The organism is Streptomyces sp. NBC_00247, assembly GCF_036188265.1.
Lineage (GTDB): Bacteria > Actinomycetota > Actinomycetes > Streptomycetales > Streptomycetaceae > Streptomyces.
The window spans coordinates 1,873,018-1,889,635 of record NZ_CP108093.1; the positions used below are offsets into that span (position 1 = coordinate 1,873,018).

Genomic DNA, 16,618 nt, shown 5'->3' on the forward strand with positions numbered 1-16,618 from the left:
GCGAACAGCCGCATCAGGACGGGAGAGCACGCGTGACGCGCAGCGTGTACGTGACCGGGATCGACCGGGGAGACGGCCGCCAGGTCGTCGAGCTGGGGGTCATGGAACTACTGACCCGGCAGGTGGACCGCGTCGGCGTCTTCCGCCCGCTGGTTCACAGCGGTCCCGACCGGCTGTTCGAGTTGCTGCGTGCCCGTTACCGGCTCTCCCAGAGCCCGGAGACCGTCCACGGCCTCGACTACCACGAGGCGTCCGCGATCCAGGCGGAGAAGGGTACCGACGAACTCGTCTCCCGGCTCGTCGAGCGCTTCCACCAGGTCTCGCGCGCGTACGAAGTGGTGCTGGTGCTCGGCAGCGACTACGCGGACACCCAGCTCCCCGACGAGCTGGCGCTGAACGCCCGCCTCGCCAACGAGTTCGGGGCCTCCGTCATCGCGGTGGTCGGCGGGAAGGACCAGCCCGCCGAGTCGGTGCGGGCCGAGACCCACAACGCGTACCGCGCCTACGCCGGGCTCGGCTGCGACGTGCTGGCGATGGTGGTCAACCGGGTCGCGCCCGAGGACCGGGACGCCCTCGCCGAGCGGATCGTGGAGCGGCTGACGGTGCCGGTGTACGTGCTGCCCGACGAGCCGGCCCTCTCGGCGCCCACGGTCGCGCAGGTCACCGCCGCGCTGGGCGGCACGGTGCTGCTCGGCGACGACGCGGGGCTCGCGCGCGACGCGCTGGACTTCGTGTTCGGCGGGGCGATGCTGCCAAGGTTCCTGAAGGCGCTGACGCCCGGGTGCATGGTCGTCACTCCGGGCGACCGGGCCGACCTGGTGGTGGGCTCGCTCGCCGCGCACAGCGCCGGCACCCCGCCCATCGCGGGGGTGCTGCTCACCCTGGACGAGCGTCCCGGTGACGAGATCCTCCAGCTCGCGGCCCGGCTCGCGCCCGGCACCCCGGTGGTCTCGGTGCCCGGGGGCTCCTTCCCCACCGCCGGTGAACTCTTCGCCCTCGAAGGCAAGCTGAACGCGGCCACACCCCGCAAGGCGGAGACCGCGCTCGGACTCTTCGAGCGCCATGTGGACACCACCGCTCTGCTGGAGCGGGTCTCGGTGGCCCGTACCGGACGCGTCACCCCGATGATGTTCGAGCACGACCTGCTGGAGCAGGCGCGCGCCGACCGGCGCCGGGTGGTGCTGCCGGAGGGCTCCGAGGAGCGCGTGCTGCGCGCCGCCGACGTGCTGCTCCGCCGTGACGTGTGCGATCTGACCCTCCTCGGCGACGTGGACCTGATCCGCAAGAAGGCCGCCGACCTCGGCATCGACCTGGCGGACACGAGAATCGTCGACCCGCAGACCTCCGAGCTGCGGCAGACCTTCGCGGAGCGGTACGCGCAGCTGCGCGCGCACCGCGGGGTGACGGTGGAGCTGGCGTTCGACGTGGTCTCCGACGTGAACTACTTCGGCACCCTGATGGTCCAGGAGGGCCTGGCACACGGCATGGTCTCCGGTTCCGTGCACTCCACGGCGGCGACCATCCGGCCCGCCTTCGAGATCATCAAGACGAAGCCGGACGCCCGGATCGTCTCCTCGGTGTTCTTCATGTGCCTCGCCGACAAGGTGCTGGTGTACGGCGACTGCGCGGTCAACCCGGACCCGGACGCCGAGCAGCTCTCGGACATCGCGGTCCAGTCGGCGGCGACGGCGGCCCGTTTCGGCGTGGACCCGCGGATCGCGATGCTCTCGTACTCCACCGGAACCTCGGGCTCGGGCGCGGACGTCGAGAAGGTGCGGGAGGCGACGGAGCGGGTCCGCTCGGCGCGGCCCGACCTGCTGATCGAGGGCCCGATCCAGTACGACGCGGCGGTCGAGCCGACCGTCGCGGCGACCAAGATGCCGGAGTCCCAGGTCGCGGGGCAGGCCACCGTGCTGATCTTCCCGGACCTGAACACCGGCAACAACACCTACAAGGCCGTACAGCGCTCGGCGGGCGCGGTCGCGGTGGGTCCCGTGCTCCAGGGGCTGCGCAAGCCGGTCAACGACCTGTCGCGCGGCGCTCTCGTCCAGGACATCGTCAACACCGTGGCCATCACCGCCATCCAGGCGCAGGGCGAGGAGTGACCCGCATGACCGACCCGAACACCGAGGCGAACGCCGGACAGGACGGCGCGGGCGCGGCGCCCTCGGGCGCGCACCGGGTGCTCGTCCTCAACTCCGGCTCCTCGTCGGTGAAGTACCAGCTGCTCGACATGCGCGACCGCTCCCGGCTCGCCTCCGGACTGGTGGAGCGCATCGGCGAGGAAACGTCCCGCCTGGTGCACACCCCTCGGCCCGGCGAGGGCGGCGAGGCGCGGGAGCGCACCGGCAGGATCGCCGACCACGCGGCGGCCCTGAAGGCCGCGGCCGAGGAGCTGGCGGCCGACGGGCTGGGACTGGACTCCCCCGAGCTCGCGGCGATCGGGCACCGGGTGGTGCACGGCGGGCTCCGGTTCACCGAGCCGACCGTGGTCACCGACGACGTGCTCAAGGAGATCGAGCGGCTGGTGCCGGTGGCCCCGCTGCACAACCCGGCGAACATCACCGGCATACGTACCGCGCAGGAGCTGCGGCCGGACCTGCCGCAGGTCGCGGTGTTCGACACGGCGTTCCACACGACGATGCCCGAGGCCGCGGCCCGGTACGCGATCGACGTGGAGACCGCCGACGCCCACCGGGTGCGCCGCTACGGCTTCCACGGCACCTCGCACGCGTACGTCTCGCGGCGGACGGCGAAGCTGCTGGGCCGGCCGGTCGAGGACCTCAACATCATCGTGCTGCACCTGGGCAACGGCGCCTCGGCATCGGCGGTCGCGGGCGGGCGGTGCGTGGACACCTCGATGGGGCTGACCCCGCTGGAGGGTCTGGTCATGGGGACCCGCTCCGGGGACATCGACCCGGCCGTCACCTTCCACCTGAAGCGGGTGGCGGGGATGTCGGCGGACGAGATCGACGAGCTGCTGAACAAGAAGAGCGGCCTGGTCGGCCTCTGCGGCGACAACGACATGCGGGAGATCCGCCGCAGGGTCGACGAGGGCGACGAGCGCGCCGCCCTCGCCTTCGACATCTACATCCACCGGCTGAGGAAGTACATCGGCGCCTATATGGCGGTCCTCGGCCGGGTGGACGCCATCGCCTTCACGGCGGGGGTCGGCGAGAACTCCGCCCCGGTGCGGGAGGCTGCCGTCGCCGGACTGGAGGGGTTCGGCCTCGCGGTGGACGGCGATCTGAACTCCGTACGGTCGTCCCGGCCCCGGCTGATCTCCCCCGACGACGCCCGGGTCGCGGTCGCCGTGGTCCCGACGGACGAGGAGCTGGAGATCGCCGGGCAGACGTTCGCGCTGGTCGGACGGGCCGCCGGGGACGGCGGCGACGGAGGCGGGGCCGGGTCCGAGGGGGCCGGGGCGACGCACCCGTAGACCCCCACAACTGAGCGCCCCCACGCCCCTTTGTACTTTCCACCAGACGGAATATTCCGCAGTGAAACAAACCGATAGGATCCGCCCCATGCGCCGTTCCAAAATCGTCTGCACCCTCGGTCCCGCCGTCGACTCCCACGAGCAGCTGGTCGCTCTGATCGAGGCCGGCATGAGCGTGGCCCGTTTCAACTTCAGCCACGGCACCCACGAAGAGCACCAGGGCCGGTACGACCGCGTCCGCAAGGCTGCCGCCGAGACCGGGCGGGCGGTGGGCGTGCTCGCCGACCTCCAGGGCCCGAAGATCCGCCTGGCGAAGTTCGCCGAAGGCCCCGTCGAGCTGGTCCGCGGTGACGAGTTCACCATCACCTCGGAGGACGTTCCGGGCGACAAGTCGATCTGCGGCACGACCTACAAGGGTCTGCCGGGCGACGTCGCCAAGGGCGACCCGATCCTCATCAACGACGGCAACGTCGAGCTGAAGGTCGTCTCGGTCGACGGCCCCCGGGTCAAGACCATCGTCATCGAGGGCGGTGTCATCTCCGACCACAAGGGCATCAACCTGCCCGGCGCGGCGGTCAACGTCCCCGCCCTGTCCGAGAAGGACGTGGATGACCTCCGGTTCGCCCTGCGGATGGGCTGCGACCTGGTCGCCCTCTCCTTCGTGCGGGACGCCGAGGACGTCAAGGACGTCCACAAGGTGATGGACGAGGAGGGCCGCCGGGTCCCCGTCATCGCCAAGGTGGAGAAGCCGCAGGCGGTCGAGCACATGGAGGGCGTCGTCATGGCGTTCGACGGTGTGATGGTCGCCCGTGGCGACCTCGCCGTCGAGTATCCGCTGGAGAAGGTCCCCATGGTGCAGAAGCGCCTCGTGGAGCTGTGCCGGCGCAACGCCAAGCCGGTGATCGTGGCGACCCAGATGATGGAGTCGATGATCACCAACTCCCGTCCGACCCGCGCGGAGGCGTCCGACGTCGCCAACGCGATCCTGGACGGCGCGGACGCGGTCATGCTGTCCGCCGAGTCCTCTGTCGGCGCGTACCCGATCGAGACGGTCAAGACGATGGCGAAGATCGTCGTCGCCGCCGAGGAGGAGCTCCTCTCCAAGGGTCTCCAGCCGCTCGTCCCGGGCAAGAAGCCGCGCACCCAGGGTGGAGCGGTCGCCCGCGCCGCCGCCGAGATCGCGGACTTCCTGAACGGCAAGGCGCTGGTCGCGTTCACCCAGTCCGGTGACACCGCCCGCCGTCTGTCCCGCTACCGCGCCGCGCAGCCGGTGCTCGCCTTCACCACGGAGGAGTCGACGCGCAACCAGCTCGCCCTGAGCTGGGGCGTCGAGGCCCACGTCGTGCCGCACGTGGAGACCACCGACGCGATGGTCGACATGGTCGACGCCGAGCTGCTGAAGCTCGGTCGCTACAACGAGGGCGACACCATGATCATCACCGCCGGTTCGCCCCCCGGCGTCCCCGGCACCACCAACATGGTCCGCGTCCACCACGTGGGCGGCGGCGAGCGCGCCTGACGCGCACGCCTTCGGCACAGCGACGGCCGTGGGCCGCACACTCCGGCGAGAGCCGGGTGTGCGGCCCACGGCCGTCCTGCCGTACGGGTCCGACGTCCGGACGCACCTGTGGCCCGCATCCCTGATCAACAGGGCTACGGGCCACAGGTGTTGTGCGGCTCCCGGACTGGTCTGGGGGTGGTGCTGCGGGTCAGCCCGCGTTCTGGGTCAGGTAGTTGTGCAGACCCGGCACCTTGAGCGAGCCGCCGAACTGGCCGGCCTGGGTGACCTTGACGTTCGTGAAGAACGCGAAGGGCACGTTGATCGGGGGCGGGGCGGTGGGGCTGAAGGTGATCGGGATGATGCCGAAGAGGTTGCCCTTCAGCTCCTCCGTGTACATCGTCACCTGGCCGTTGCGGATGGTGGACGTCGAACCTGCCCGCGCCTGGACGTGGGTGGTGGTGCCGTCCGGACCGACCGCCTTCTGGTGCAGGTCCTTGATGTCTATGGAGTCGGCGGTGAACTTCAGGACCTTCTTGACCTTTCCGTCCGCCGTCTTCACCTCCACGATGCCCACGTAGTCCAGCCCGGTGAGGGTGAGCAGCGAGGATTCCAGAATCCACGGGTCGGCCGGCAGCAGGGGCAGGCCCGGCTCCAGCTCGGCGGCCGCGAGGGCTTCCGGGTCTTCGGTCGGACACGGGAACGGCTGCTTGGCGCCGTCCGGGATGTCCTCGTCCTTCTTCGCGTCGAGGCCCTTGGCGTCCTCGTCCAGCTCCTCGACCGTCTGGCCCGCCTCGGCAGCCGCCGCGCGGATCTCCGCCTCGGTCTTCTCGGCCGCCGCCGTCTTCGTGGCGGCGTCGGCAGCGTCGGTGGTGTCCTCGGCGTCGGTGGACCCCGCCGTCGGCGCTCCGGCCGGCTCGTCCGTCCCGGAAGCGGATCCGGTCTCCTCGGCGGCCGGAGCCTGGGTGGTGGCGCTCGGGGACGGGGTCGCCTTGTTCGGGTCGAGGCCGTCGAAGAAGTCCTTGATCGCGTCGCCGACACCGAGCGGGTCGAGCGGGTTGGTGCTCTTCGTCGCGGACGGCGTGGGTGCGGCGACGGACTTCGCCTCTGCGGCCGTCTCGTCCTGCGCGGTGTCGGCGGCGGGCGCCTGCGACGTCGCGGACGGGGACGGTGTCGCGGTCGGCGTGGCGCCGGAGGGCTCGTCGTCCTTGCCCTCGTCCGTGCCTGCCGGAGCGGAGTCGGAGGCCGAGGGTGACGGCGAGGCGGACGTCGACGGTTCCGGCGACTCGCTCGCCTCGTCGGACCGGGTGACGCACGGTCCGGGGGCGTACGGGATGTCGGACGCGTCGTCCGCCATGGCCAGCTTGGGCGTGAGGCTCATGCCCACGAAGACCGCCGTCGGCATCGCGGCGAGCGCGAAGGCCTTCTTGCCGGACGGCAGGTTGAGCTTCAACAGCAGCGACTTGCGGGGGGCCGCGTGGCGCGGGCCTCTCCGCTCGCGGGCGGCTTCGCCCGCGAAGGTGTCGGAGTACCCGTCCTCACGCACGGTGCCTCCCGCCGTCCGCGTCGGCACCGGGGGCCGTGTCGGAGTGCGCGGGGAAGGTGGTAACGCCATGGGACTCCCCCGAGGGCGAGCCGCTCGCGAATGCCGGCTCGTCGGTGCCGTGGGCGACCGGAGCCGAGGGGAAGGGCACGTACTCGGAGCTCGGGGGGCCGTCGGGGCCCTCGGCTTCTTCCTTCGGCTCTCCCGGGGCCCAGGAGACGGAGAGGGCGCCGCCGAGCATCGCGAGGACGAAGCCCATGACGAACCCGCCGAAGTTGGCCACGGGTATGGAGATCAGCCCGAGCAGGATCGCCGCCACGCCCGCGAACACCCGGACGATGTGATGGAACCACATCGTCAGGCCCAGCGTGACGAGCAGGACCCCGATGATCAGTGATCCCGCACCGGCGGTGGTGGACATCGCCAGAGTGACGTTGCCGAGGTGCATGTTGGCGTACGGGAAGTAGGCGATGGGTATACCGCCCGCCATGGTGAACAGGCCTGCCCAGAACGGCCTGTTCCCCCGCCAGGTGCGGAAGCCCCGCCGGAAAACGGTGAGGTAGTGCTCGTTCTGCCCTGTGGACTCGGGGCTCATGGAAAACAGCTCCCTGGAACCGGTACTGCTGTGAGAAAGGGAGGGTGGGTGGCCGGAGCCCTTGTCGCGGGCCCCGGCCACCCGAACTGAATGCCTACTCGCACTCGTTCGCGTCGTGGTTCAGGCGCAGGCTGAGGTTGCTCAGCTTGAAGGTGCCGGCGGTGGTGGCCCAGGCCCTCTGCGACACGTTGGTCAGCGTCGCGTGCTCGGCGCGCTGGCCGAAGCCGTTCGCGTTCGCCCCGGTGGTCTTCGGCTGGATGCCGAAGTTGTCGTTGCTCTCCTTGCCGAGCTTGCCCGCGGCGACACCGATGTCGATGTTCTCGAAGTAGGCGTCCGCGTCGAGCTGGGAGACGTCAAGGTACAGGTCGGTCGCCTCAACCGGCTTGTCCGCCTTCGTACCGGCCGTCAGCTTCAGCGTCCACGTGCCAAGGCCCGGGATCGGCGTCACGACCGACTGGCACATGTTCGTGATTTTCGCGTAGCTGAAGCCGGAGACCGCGACGGGGTGGGCCCCCGCGTCGCCCGCGGCGACGTTGCCGTACTGGACGAAGTCGTCGCCCTTGAGCTCGTCGGCAGTGACCTTGAAGTCCTGCCCCGAGATGCTGAACGACGCGGCGAGCGCACCCTGCGCGAGGCCGACGCCCACCGCAGCGGTCGCGACGACGCTCGGCACCATGACCAGGGCGAAACGCTTCCATCTCGTTCCACCGCGAACCTGGGAACTCATATATTTCCTCCTTCTCGGACGTACATCTCCGGTCGGGCCGTTGCCCGCCCTGGGATGGGAGAAGTGCTACGTCCTCGGGAAGGAGAGCGCCCGCTCCGGAGGCGTGTACCGCATCCGATGCACCGGCGATCACCCCCGAGCGACAAACCACTGACCGCGCGGTCCGCGCAGCCGGTCGGACAGGCCCCGCCCTCGGGCAGGAACCCCCCTGTCCTGGGTCGGCGCGTGTTCCGCCGGCCCGCCCGGTGGGGACCAACTGCCCCCGGCGCCGACTGGCGGTCGAGCTGGCGGGTATTGGACCGAGCGTGGCCGATCGTGGTGCATTCGGGGCCCGTGCACAAGGGGTGTCGTTACTCGCTAGTAACGGCCCGATAACCGACCCGCGACGCGGGGGCACACCCCGGCCACGCAGGGTGGCACGAAAGGGACGCCCGAACCGGAGGAAAACACCGCGCAACCGGGCAGAAGACCCGAGATGATTTACTGCCAGTAACAGCGGCTCATCTGGTCAAGATTTGGTAAAGCGGGGCCCGGGAAAGGCCCGAGTTGTCGCCCGGACGCGAAAACGGCCGCGCCGCCCGGTGGGCGTCACGGCCGTCTTGTCACATAGGAACAAGTCGCGTCTCAATAAGTCGAACCGGAACGGAGCGCATCAGAACAGGACCCGCGCGAGCGCCGTACGGGCCGCGGCGACCCGGGGGTCCTCCGGGCCGATGACCTCGAAAAGCTCCAGCAGCCGCACCCGCACCGCGTCGCGGTCGTCGCCGAACGTGCGGCGGACCGTCTCCACCAACCGTCCGAACGCGTCCTCCACGTGGCCCCCGACGAGATCGAGGTCGGCGCCGTCGATCTGGGCGGCGACGTCGGCCGGGTTCGCGGCGGCCTTCTCCCGCACCTCCTGCGGGTTCATCTTCTGCACCCGGGCCAGGAGTTCGGCCTGCGCGAGGCCCAACTTGGCCTCCGGGTTGCCCGGGTCGTCGGAGAGGACGTTGCGGTACGCCTGCGCCGCGCCCGGGAAGTCGTTGGCGTCCAGGGCCACCGAGGCGGCCTCCAGCAGTGCGTCGTACGGGCCGGCCGGAACCTCGGCGGGGGCCGCGTCGGCGCCCTCGGCGTCGGGGTCGACGTCGATCCCGGTGAGGCCGAAGCGCTCCTCGCCGACCTGGATCAACTGGTCCAGGGTCTCGCGGATCTGGGCCTCGGGCGCGGCTCCCTGGAAGAGCGGGAGGGCCTGGCCCGCGACGACGGCGAAGACCGCCGGGATGCCCTGGATACCGAACTGCTGCATCAGCATCTGGTTGGCGTCGACGTCGACCTTGGCAAGCAGGAAGCGGCCGTTGTAGGCGACGGCCAGCCGCTCCAGCAGGGGGCCGAGCTGCTTGCAGGGCTCGCACCACTCGGCCCAGAAGTCGATGACGACGGGTACTTCGGCGGAGCGCTGGAGGACATCGCGCTCGAAGGAGGCTTCGTCGACGTCGATCACCAGGGCGGACGGCGCGACGGCCCCGGTGCCCCCCTTGCGGGCGGCCTCGGCACGGGCCTGCTCCGCCTTGGCCTTGGCCTCTCCGGCCGCCTTGACAGCGGCGAGGTCGACGACGCCGCTCATGGACATGTTCCTAGGCTGCATACGTACATCCTCCCCCCTGTACCCGCCGTTCCGGAAAGCGATCGGTCAACCGGGTCCTGCCGCCGCCCCGGCCGGTGTGCGGGGCGGGCGGACGGACACGGCTCGGGAGGTACGAACCCCCCGGTCGCGGCGCCGGATTCCTGCCCCCCGGCACCGCCCGGTCGGCACCGGATCCCCATCCGGTGCCCCCACGTGGCTGTCGCTCGTTCGTGGCGCGGGCCAACGGGCCGATGCCCGGGGGTCCTTACGCTACGACCCGTAGCGTAACTGGCGAGCACCCTCCCTGAACAGGACACCTCGGTGATCTGTCTCACCCGCTCCCGGAGCGGGCCGCCGTACCTACTCGCGGGTAAGGTCGCTCCATGCCGAGCAGCAACGACCCCCCGTCCAACCGCCCCGGCCGCCCCCGCAGTGTCGGCGCCGACACCGCGATCCTGGAGGCGACCCGGGCGTCGCTGGTCGAGCTCGGCTGGTCGAAGCTGACGATGGGGGACGTGGCGACGCGCGCCGGGGTCGCCAAGACGACGCTCTACCGCCGGTGGGCCGGCAAGAACGAGCTGGTCGTGGACGCCGTCGCCGTGCTCTTCGACGAACTCGAACTCCCCGACCTCGGCAGCCTCGCCGCCGACGTGCAGGGCGTGGTGCTCCAGTTCGCGGAACTGCTGGAGCGCCCGGAGACCCGGACGGCGCTGATGGCGGTGGTCGCCGAGTCGACGCGCGACGCGGCCCTGCGCACCCGGATACAGGACTCGATCGTCAACCGCCAGAAGCGGCTGGTGGTCCAGGGCCGCCGGCGGGCCCAGGAGCGCGGCGAGCTGCCGCCCGAACCGGACGGCCGGACGGCCTCGCTGGCGGCCGATCTGATCTTCGACGTGATCGCGGGCGCGGTGGTGCACCGGACGCTGGTCAGCGCCGAGCCCGTCGACGCGGACTGGGCCCGGCGCTTCACCTCGCTGCTGCTGTCCGGCCTGGGCGTGGTGGCGTAGCGCCACCGAACCCCCGGAGCCGCTGTGACGGCCCCGCACGCGGTGGCGCAGGAGCCCCGGCGACACCCGTGCGCCGCCTCAGAACCCCGGCGGCTCCGTGTAGACGCCCCACTCCTCGCGCAGCACCCCGCAGATCTCACCGAGGGTCGCCTCGGCGCGGACCGCCTCCAGCATCGGCGGCACCATGTTCGATCCGTCCCGGGCGGCGGCGAGCATCGCGTCCAGCGAGCCGCGCACCTTCGCCTCGTCGCGGGCCGTCCGGCGGGCGCCGAGGGCGCGCACCTGCTCGCGCTCGACCTCGTGGCTGACCCGCAGGATCTCCAGGTCGCCGGTGACCGAGCCGTGGTGGACGTTGACGCCGACGACCCGCTTGTCGCCCTTCTCCAGGGAGCGCTGGTAGGTGAACGCGGAGTCGGCGATCTCCCCGGTGAACCAGCCGTCCTCGATGCCGCGCAGGATGCCCGAGGTGATCGGGCCGACGGGGTGGCGGCCGTCCGGATGGGCGCGCGTGCCGCGCTCCCTGATCCGCTCGAAGATCTTCTCGGCGTCCGCCTCGATCCGGTCGGTGAGCTGTTCGACGTACCAGGACCCGCCGAGCGGGTCGGCCACGTTGGCGACGCCGGTCTCCTCCATCAGCACCTGCTGGGTGCGCAACGCGATCTCGGCGGCCTGCTCGGAGGGGAGGGCGAGCGTCTCGTCGAGGGCGTTGGTGTGCAGCGAGCTGGTGCCGCCGAGGACGGCGGAGAGCGCTTCGACCGCGGTGCGTACGACGTTGTTGTACGGCTGCTGGGCGGTGAGGGAGACTCCGGCGGTCTGGGTGTGGAAGCGGAGCCACTGGGCCTTGTCGGTCTTCGCGCCGTACGTCTCCTTCATCCAGCGGGCCCAGATGCGGCGGGCGGCGCGGAATTTGGCGATCTCCTCGAAGAAGTCGAGGTGGGCGTCGAAGAAGAAGGAGAGACCGGGCGCGAAGGTGTCCACGTCGAGCCCCCGGGAGAGGCCCAGCTCCACGTATCCGAAGCCGTCGGCGAGGGTGTAGGCGAGCTCCTGCGCGGCCGTGGATCCGGCCTCGCGGATGTGGTAGCCGGAGACGGAGAGCGGTTTGTACGCGGGGATGGCGCGGGCGCAGTGCTCCATCAGGTCGCCGATGAGCCGCAGATGGGGTTCGGGCTGGAAGAGCCACTCCTTCTGGGCGATGTACTCCTTGAAGATGTCGGTCTGGAGCGTGCCGTTGAGGACGGCCGGGTCGACGCCCTGGCGTTCGGCGGCGACGAGGTACATGCAGAAGACGGGGACGGCGGGTCCGCTGATCGTCATGGAAGTGGTGACCTCGCCGAGGGGGATGTCCCGGAAGAGGACCTCCATGTCGGCGGCGGAGTCGATGGCGACGCCGCAGTGGCCGACCTCGCCGAGCGAGCGGGGTTCGTCGGAGTCGCGGCCCATCAGGGTCGGCATGTCGAAGGCGACACTGAGCCCGCCGCCGCCCGCGGCGAGGATCATCTTGTACCGCTCGTTGGTCTGCTCGGCGTTGCCGAAGCCGGCGAACTGGCGGATGGTCCAGGTCCGGCCCCGGTAGCCGGTCGCATGGAGTCCCCGGGTGAACGGGTACTCGCCCGGCCAGCCGATCCGCTCGAACCCCTCGTACGTGTCGCCGGGGCGGGGCCCGTACACCGGGTCCACCGGGTCCCCGGACAGGGTGGTGAAGTCCGCGTCGCGTGTGCGGGCCTGGTCGTAACGGGCCTGCCAGCGTCGGCGGCCCTCCTCGATCGCGTCAGCGTCCATACTGTCGAATTTACTAGGACGTCCTACTATCTGTCGATGGCAAACCGCCCGGCACGCGGACGGAGTCCGGTACGGGGCGGTCCGGGTCGTGCGGGCGGGGCGTCAGCCGTTCTTGACGGGGCTGCCCTGTTCGGACCGGTTCGCGGCTGCGGCCGGAGCGGCGCCCTCGATCAGCGGCTCGACCTCGCGGACGACCGTGCGCTCCACGAAGAACGCGGCGGTCGGGATGGTGCCGGCGACGAGCACCCAGAGGAGCTTGCCGACCGGCCACTTCGCCTTGGACCCGAGGTCGAAGGCGAAGAGCAGATAGATGATGTAGAGCACGCCGTGGATCTGGGAGACGACGAGCGTCAGGCCCTCGCCCTTGTCGAATCCGTACTTGAAGACCATGCAGAGGCAGAGGATCAACAACATGACGGCGGTGACGTAGGCCATCACCCGATAGCGGGTCAGCACGCTGCGTTTCATGACATCGAGACTAGCCGGAGCCCGGGGGCGATCTTGCAGCGGGCACACCCCCGCACGCGCGGCCCGCGAGCGGCCCGCGCGCACCCGCTCAGGCGTCCTCGAAGTCCTGGGCCGCGACCCGCAGCGGCCGGAGCATCGCGAAGATCTCCGCGCACTCCTCGGCGTCGTACACGCCCAGCCCGAAGTCCATCGCCATCAGCTCCTCGGTGGCCGCCTCGACCACCTCGCGGCCCTTCTCCGTGATGGAGGCGAGCGTGCCGCGCCCGTCGTTGGGGTTGGGGCGCTTGTCGACCAGGCCCGACCGCACCAGCCGGTCGACGGTGTTGGTGACCGAGGTCGGGTGCACCATCAGGCGCTCGCCGATCTTCGACATCGACAGTTCGCCCTGCTTGGAGAAGGTGAGCAGCACCAGCGCCTCGTACCGGGCGAACGTCAGCCCGTACGGTTTCACCACCGCGTCGACCTCCGCGAGGAGGATCTGCTGAGCCCGCATGATCGAGGTGATCGCCTGCATGGAGGGCACGGGGCCCCAGCGCTGCTGCCAGAGCTCGTCGGCGCGGGCGATGGGATCGAAGGGGAGGCTGAGCGGCTTCGGCACGGCTCCGACCTTACCCACTGGTCACATGGCCGCGAGAGCCGTCTCGGAGTTCGGTACCGAATGCGCGTACGGGGAGGCCCGGCCGGCCGTGAGCGCCCGGACGGGGACGGTTCGCCGGGCACGTGGTTGACGCTGCGGGGCGGCCGGTGTCGCAGCACCACGCTCCGTGACCGATATGTCAGGATCGGCGGCATCTCTGTATCTCGCGGGGCCGCCGCCGGGCGTGCCCCGCACGGGTGTCCCGCTTCGCGCCCGTCTCCCCGTAAGCCACCGTGTAGAGCCACCGTCAGGGGGCTGGATGTCCGGCCGCAGGATCTTGCCCGCAGTCTCCGCCGCCGTGGCCGTCTCGGCCGCTCTCGCGGTGGGCTGCTCGTCCCCGCCGGGGACACCGTCCGGGAGCGCGGAGGTACCCGCCGCGAGCACCGCGGACGCCTACCGGGGCGGGTCCGCGTCATCCCCCTTCTGGGTGGACCCGGAGAGCGACGCCGCCCGTCAGGTCAGCGCCTGGGAGGAGGCGGGGCGCCTCGCGGACGCGAAGCTGCTGGAGCGGATCTCCACCCACCCGGTGGCCGACTGGCCCGCCGGCGACGACCCGGAGGATGACATCCGCACCGCCGTGCGGGGCGCCTCGGCCTCGCGGCAGAGGGTGCTGTTCGTCGCGTACAACATCCCGCACCGCGACTGCGGGGCCTACTCGGCCGGCGGGGCGTCGGACCCGGACGCGTACCGGAGCTGGATCGAGCGGTTCGCCGCGGCCATCGGGGACGCCCCGGCGACGGTGGTCCTGGAGCCCGACGCCGTCGCGCACGTCGTGGACGGCTGCACCCCGCCCGAGAAGCACGCCGAGCGGCTCGATCTGCTCGCCGCGGCGGTGGACACCCTCAAGGCCCGCCCGGAGACCAGGGTCTATCTGGACGCCGGCAACCCGGAGTGGCTCGCCGACCCGGGCAAGCTGGTCGAACCGCTCCGCCGGGCCGGCGTCGGCCGGGCGGACGGCTTCTCGCTCAACGTCGCCAACTTCCAGACGAACGACACGGTGAAGGCGTACGGGGCGCGGCTCTCCGCCCTCCTCGACGGCGCGCACTACGTGATCGACAGCAGCCGCAACGGCCGCGGCCCGCTCTCCGGTGGCCGGTCGGAAGCCTGGTGCAACCCGCCGGGGCGGGCCCTGGGCACTCCCCCGACCACCGCCACCGGGGACGAGCGGCTGGACGCGTACCTCTGGATCAAGCGTCCGGGCGACTCCGACGGCCCCTGCCGGGGCGGCCCGGCGGCCGGGGCCTGGTGGCCGGGTTACGCGCTCGGCCTGGCCCGGGCCGCGGGGTCCTGAGCGGGTGTGCGGGAGGCCCCGGTGGCCGCCGGATACGGCGGTGACCGGGGCCTCCCGCATCCGGGCGGCTTCAGCCGACCTTGACCCACTTCGCCACCGACGAGATGCCGTCGGTGTCCGTGACGAAGAGCATGTACCAGCCGGGCGGCACCAGGGTGCTGTCCCCGGGCACCGTGACGGTGATCCTGCCCTCGCTCCTGCGGGGCTCCAGCGCGATCGAACGCTGCTCCACGTCGGTGGTGTGGGTGACGGCGCTCGGCCGCATCAGCCGGGCCGTCGCGATGCGTCCGCCGCCGGTCACCGCGTACGTGACGGTGTCACCGCGCTCGACTTCCCCGGGCCCGGCGCCGATCACCGGCCGGTCGCCGCCCGCACGGTGGAGCACGGCCGGGGTGAAGACCTCCATCCGCTGCTCGAACGTGCCCAGTTTGGTGTTGGCCTTGTCGCCGTAGAGCGAGTCCGAACCGAAGGTCGCCACCCGCCCGTCGGGCAGCAGCAGTGCCTCCGAGTGGTAGTTCCGGCCGATGGTGGGGGCCGCCGTCTCGATGAACTCGCCGGTCTTCGGGTCGTAGGTCTGCGCCCTGAGGATGTTGCTGTCGCCGCGCCCCCGGTAGTCGCTCGATCCGCCGGTGGTGAAGACGGTGTCGTCCGGCATGATCACGCTGTTGAGGTAGCGCGTGCCCTGCGGCAGGTCGGGGCCCGCCCGGAAGACGGGGTTCTTCGCCTTGAGGTCCACGATCGCGGTGCGGGCGGTCGACACCTTCGACTCCCCCACACCGCCGCCGCCCAGGATCATCACCTTCTGGTCCTGGACCGGGGGCAGCATCAGGGAGGAGGCCGTCTCCGTGGCGTCGAGGTCCCTCAGCCCGCCGACCGCCTTGAAGGTGTTCTTGCGCAGGTCCCAGAGCCCGGCGGCGCGCCCCTTGTCCGCCGGGCCGTAACCGGCGTTGGCGCCCGGGTAGAAGAGCCTGCCGCCCTTGGTGAGGAAGAGGGCGGGGTAGGTCGGGAAGTAGCGGAACGGCCCCTTGGACCACTTCTTCGTCGCCCGGTCGTAGATCTCGGTGTCGCCGGAGATGATCTCGCCGACGTCGTCGAGCCCCGAGACCGCGAGCACCCGTCCGTCGCCGAGCCCGACGAGCGTCGGGTACCAGCGGGCCTCCTTCATCGGGTCGACCTTGATGTACTTCTCGGCGAGCGCGTCGAACTCGTAGGCCGCGCGGATGCCCTGGAAGTCCTGCTTCTGCGTGGTGATCTTCTCGGCCAGGCCGTAGGAGTTGTCGGCGTCCGTGCCGGTGAGCCCCTCGATCTCGTACTGGGCGGAGTCGGTGGTCGCCGAGTCCGGGCCCCTCTCCACCGCCTCGACGAAGACCCGCTCCTCGCCGGCGGTCACCTTGCTCTTCCACGGCTTCATCCCGCCGTCGGCGTAGTAACTGACGGCGAAGCCGCGCTTGGCGGCCCGGGGCACGGTCACGTCGAAGAGGGAGCGGTACTCGATGCCCGAGGGTGAGCGGAAGACCGTCCCCTTCTTCAGGAACAGCGCCTTGTCCGGGTTCTCGTTCTTCACCCGCATCCCGCCCCCGGCCCGGGAGACCTCGCCGTCGAGCACCTCGTAGCGGGCGGTGCCACCGGCCACCAGCAGCCGGCCGTCGGGGAGCGCCGCGTGGCCGCCGCAGAAGAAGTCCACCGGGGTGTCGACCTTCTTGAAGGTGTTGGCCACCGGGTCCCACAGGACCGTGTCGAAGGTTCCCGCGTCGAAGTGCCGCTGGTTGTTGCCGGAGCCCGCGACGATCAGCACCTTGCCGGTGTGGAGCAGCGCGGCGTGGACGGCGTTGGTCCGGTACCTCTTGGGGATGTCCACCCGCTGCCAGGAGCCGTACCGCGCCTGGTAGCCGGGCTGGGCGATCTTGTAGGCGTGGTACTGGTCCTGGGCGAACGAGAGCGCCGCGGGCGCGTTGAGCCCCGCGAGCACGACGACGGCCCCGCTGCCGAGGACCGCCCTCCTGATCCGTCTGGTGGGCCGGTGGGGCATGG

Annotated in this window: 13 protein-coding genes; 5 read left to right on the forward strand and 8 right to left on the reverse strand. The window is 71.1% G+C overall.

The genetic code is table 11. The features are described from left to right. Positions 1–32 precede the first annotated feature (32 nt). The 3 genes from pta to pyk all read left to right on the forward strand — a co-directional run bounded on the left by pta (position 33) and on the right by pyk (position 4,958). On the forward strand, positions 33–2,105 hold the full coding sequence (pta, locus tag OHT52_RS07555) for a phosphate acetyltransferase (RefSeq protein ID WP_328719363.1): 2,073 nt from the start codon (positions 33–35) through the stop codon (positions 2,103–2,105). Between the two features lie 5 nt (positions 2,106–2,110). Next, positions 2,111–3,439 (forward strand): acetate kinase, encoded by a 1,329-nt coding sequence (locus OHT52_RS07560; protein ID WP_328719364.1) that lies wholly within the window; start codon positions 2,111–2,113, stop codon positions 3,437–3,439. Between the two features lie 88 nt (positions 3,440–3,527). Further along, on the forward strand, positions 3,528–4,958 hold the full coding sequence (pyk, locus tag OHT52_RS07565; RefSeq protein ID WP_328719365.1) for a pyruvate kinase: 1,431 nt from the start codon (positions 3,528–3,530) through the stop codon (positions 4,956–4,958). Positions 4,959–5,148: 190 nt separating this feature from the next. Here pyk and OHT52_RS07570 read toward each other — a convergent pair whose 3' ends face one another. The 4 genes from OHT52_RS07570 to OHT52_RS07585 form a co-directional block, all read right to left on the reverse strand. After that, positions 5,149–6,483 carry a hypothetical protein gene (locus OHT52_RS07570; protein WP_328719366.1) on the reverse strand — a complete coding sequence of 445 codons (1,335 nt, stop codon included), beginning with the start codon at positions 6,481–6,483 and terminating at the stop codon, positions 5,149–5,151. Continuing rightward, the gene (locus OHT52_RS07575) at positions 6,476–7,075 is read right to left on the reverse strand and encodes a DUF6114 domain-containing protein (RefSeq protein WP_328719367.1); all 600 of its coding nucleotides are present in this window, start codon (positions 7,073–7,075) and stop codon (positions 6,476–6,478) included. The genes OHT52_RS07570 and OHT52_RS07575 overlap by 8 nt, the downstream gene beginning before the upstream one ends. 94 nt (positions 7,076–7,169) lie before the next feature. Next, positions 7,170–7,802, reverse strand: a complete 633-nt coding sequence (locus OHT52_RS07580; RefSeq protein ID WP_328719368.1) for a DUF6230 family protein — start codon at positions 7,800–7,802, stop codon at positions 7,170–7,172. Between the two features lie 652 nt (positions 7,803–8,454). Then, on the reverse strand, positions 8,455–9,426 hold the full coding sequence (locus OHT52_RS07585) for a tetratricopeptide repeat protein (protein WP_328719369.1): 972 nt from the start codon (positions 9,424–9,426) through the stop codon (positions 8,455–8,457). Positions 9,427–9,788: 362 nt separating this feature from the next. Between OHT52_RS07585 and OHT52_RS07590 the strand changes: the two genes are divergently transcribed. Continuing rightward, positions 9,789–10,412 carry a TetR/AcrR family transcriptional regulator gene (locus OHT52_RS07590; protein WP_328719370.1) on the forward strand — a complete coding sequence of 208 codons (624 nt, stop codon included), beginning with the start codon at positions 9,789–9,791 and terminating at the stop codon, positions 10,410–10,412. Between the two features lie 78 nt (positions 10,413–10,490). On the opposite strand, the gene OHT52_RS07595 is transcribed toward OHT52_RS07590, so the two are convergent. The 3 genes from OHT52_RS07595 to OHT52_RS07605 all read right to left on the reverse strand — a co-directional run bounded on the left by OHT52_RS07595 (position 10,491) and on the right by OHT52_RS07605 (position 13,257). Then, positions 10,491–12,191, reverse strand: a complete 1,701-nt coding sequence (locus OHT52_RS07595; protein WP_328719371.1) for an acyl-CoA mutase large subunit family protein — start codon at positions 12,189–12,191, stop codon at positions 10,491–10,493. 102 nt (positions 12,192–12,293) lie between these two features. Then, positions 12,294–12,659, reverse strand: a complete 366-nt coding sequence (locus OHT52_RS07600) for a DUF3817 domain-containing protein (protein WP_328719372.1) — start codon at positions 12,657–12,659, stop codon at positions 12,294–12,296. An 88-nt stretch (positions 12,660–12,747) separates the two neighbouring features. Next, positions 12,748–13,257 carry a MarR family winged helix-turn-helix transcriptional regulator gene (locus tag OHT52_RS07605; protein ID WP_328719373.1) on the reverse strand — a complete coding sequence of 170 codons (510 nt, stop codon included), beginning with the start codon at positions 13,255–13,257 and terminating at the stop codon, positions 12,748–12,750. A gap of 298 nt (positions 13,258–13,555) precedes the next feature. Here OHT52_RS07605 and OHT52_RS07610 point away from each other — a divergent pair, with 298 nt between their 5' ends. Continuing rightward, on the forward strand, positions 13,556–14,587 hold the full coding sequence (locus OHT52_RS07610; protein ID WP_328719374.1) for a glycoside hydrolase family 6 protein: 1,032 nt from the start codon (positions 13,556–13,558) through the stop codon (positions 14,585–14,587). A gap of 70 nt (positions 14,588–14,657) precedes the next feature. On the opposite strand, the gene OHT52_RS07615 is transcribed toward OHT52_RS07610, so the two are convergent. After that, positions 14,658–16,616 carry a kelch motif-containing protein gene (locus OHT52_RS07615; protein ID WP_328719375.1) on the reverse strand — a complete coding sequence of 653 codons (1,959 nt, stop codon included), beginning with the start codon at positions 16,614–16,616 and terminating at the stop codon, positions 14,658–14,660. Positions 16,617–16,618 lie beyond the last annotated feature (2 nt).